The organism is Kitasatospora sp. NPDC056800 (genome assembly GCF_042789775.1).
GTDB lineage: Bacteria > Actinomycetota > Actinomycetes > Streptomycetales > Streptomycetaceae > Kitasatospora.
In genome coordinates this window covers 1-1,729 of sequence record NZ_JBHUAL010000411.1, presented here as the reverse complement: position 1 = coordinate 1,729, position 1,729 = coordinate 1, and the positions used below count along the sequence as shown (strand labels likewise).

1 protein-coding gene is annotated in these 1,729 nt (G+C 74.1%); it reads left to right on the top strand.

The features are described 5' to 3' along the window. Nucleotides 1-247 precede the first annotated feature (247 nt). The gene (locus ACFRQN_RS40755; RefSeq protein WP_380745688.1) at nucleotides 248-1,675 is read left to right on the top strand and encodes an ABC1 kinase family protein; all 1,428 of its coding nucleotides are present in this window, start codon (nucleotides 248-250) and stop codon (nucleotides 1,673-1,675) included. The last annotated feature ends 54 nt before the right edge of the window (nucleotides 1,676-1,729 follow it).

Sequence of the window (1,729 nt, the reverse complement as noted above, 5' to 3'; positions counted from 1 at the left end):
GGGGCACGCGGCCCGCGACCACAAAAAAACCCCCGCGCTGTACGCGGGCCGCGCCGACTTCCTGCGCGGCAACCACCTGCCCCCACCCCCCGCCCTCCCCGGACCAAGCCGCCCAACTCCCCGCAAAGGGAGGCCACTCTCCGCCCCGCCCCACGGAATTCCGAGGGGCACGCAGCAGGGAGCGGGCACAATGGCGTAGAGATGGTCGGCCGTCCGGAACCGGGGGGCCAGGGAATGGAGGCCCGGGGTGAGCGATCTTCCGCGCAAGGCAGTGACCCGCACGGCACGGCTCGCCGCCCTGCCGCTGGGGATAGCCGGTCGCGCCACGCTCGGCCTGGGCAAGCGGATCGGCGGCCGCTCCGCCGAGGTGGTCACCGCCGAGCTCCAACAGGCCACCGCGGACCAGCTGTTCAAGGTCCTCGGCGAACTCAAGGGCGGGGCGATGAAGTTCGGGCAGGTGCTGTCCGTCTTCGAGGCCGCGCTGCCCGAGGAGGTCGCCGGGCCGTACCGGGCGGCGCTCACCAAGCTGCAGGACGCCGCTCCCCCGATGCCCGCCGCCAAGGTGCACACCGCGCTCGCCCAGCGGCTCGGTGACGACTGGCGCGGGCTGTTCCGGAAGTTCGACGACCGGCCCGCGGCCGCCGCCTCGATCGGACAGGTGCACAAGGCGGTCTGGCACGACGGCCGCACGGTCGCCGTCAAGGTGCAGTACCCGGGTGCGGGGGACGCGCTGCTCGCAGACCTCTCGCAGCTGAGCCGGGTGGCCTGGCTGCTGGGCCCGCTGATCCCCGGGCTGGACATCAAGCCGCTGATCACCGAGCTGCGCGAGCGCGTCTCGGAGGAGCTGGACTACGAGCTGGAGGCGCAGGCCCAGCGCCGCCATGCCGAGGAGTTCACGGACGACCCGGACATCGTGGTGCCGGGCGTGGTGGCCCAGGCCGACCAGGTGCTGGTCACCGAGTGGATGGGCGGCACCCCGCTGGCCGAGGTGATCGCGGGCGGCACCCAGGAGGAGCGCGACCGCGCCGGGCAGCTGCTGGCCCGGTTCCTGTTCGCCGGCCCGTCCCGGACCGGCCTGCTGCACGCGGACCCGCACCCGGGCAACTTCCGGCTGCTGAAGGACGACGGCCCGGTGTCGGGCTGGCGGCTGGGCGTGCTGGACTTCGGCACGGTGGACCGGCTGCCCGGCGGGCTGCCGGCCCCGATCGGGGCCTCGCTGCGGATGGCGCTGGCCGGGGACGCGGCGGGCGTGCTCCGGATGCTGCGCGAGGAGGGCTTCGTGAAGCCCTCGGTCCGGCTGGACCCGGACGCGGTGCTGGACTACCTGCTGCCGATCATCGAGCCGGCCGCGGTGGAGAACTTCCACTTCACCCGGGCCTGGATGCGGGCCCAGGCGGCCCGGATCGCCGACCCGCGCTCGCCCGCCTACAACCTGGGCAAGCAGCTGAACCTGCCGCCCGCGTACCTGCTGATCCACCGGGTGACGCTGAGCACCATCGGGGTGCTCTGCCAGCTGGGCGCCAAGGCGCCGTTCCGCGCGGAGATGCTGGAGTGGCTGCCCGATTTCGCCGGGCGGCCGTCGGCAGAGCGCGCGGAACCCGCCAACCCCGCCAACCCTACGAAGCCCGTGAAGCCCGCCAGGACCGCCGAACCCGCCCGGGTCCGCAAGGACTGACCCCGACAGCGCGACAACGGCCGCAGGCCGCTCCCCCGACGACGGGGAGCGGCC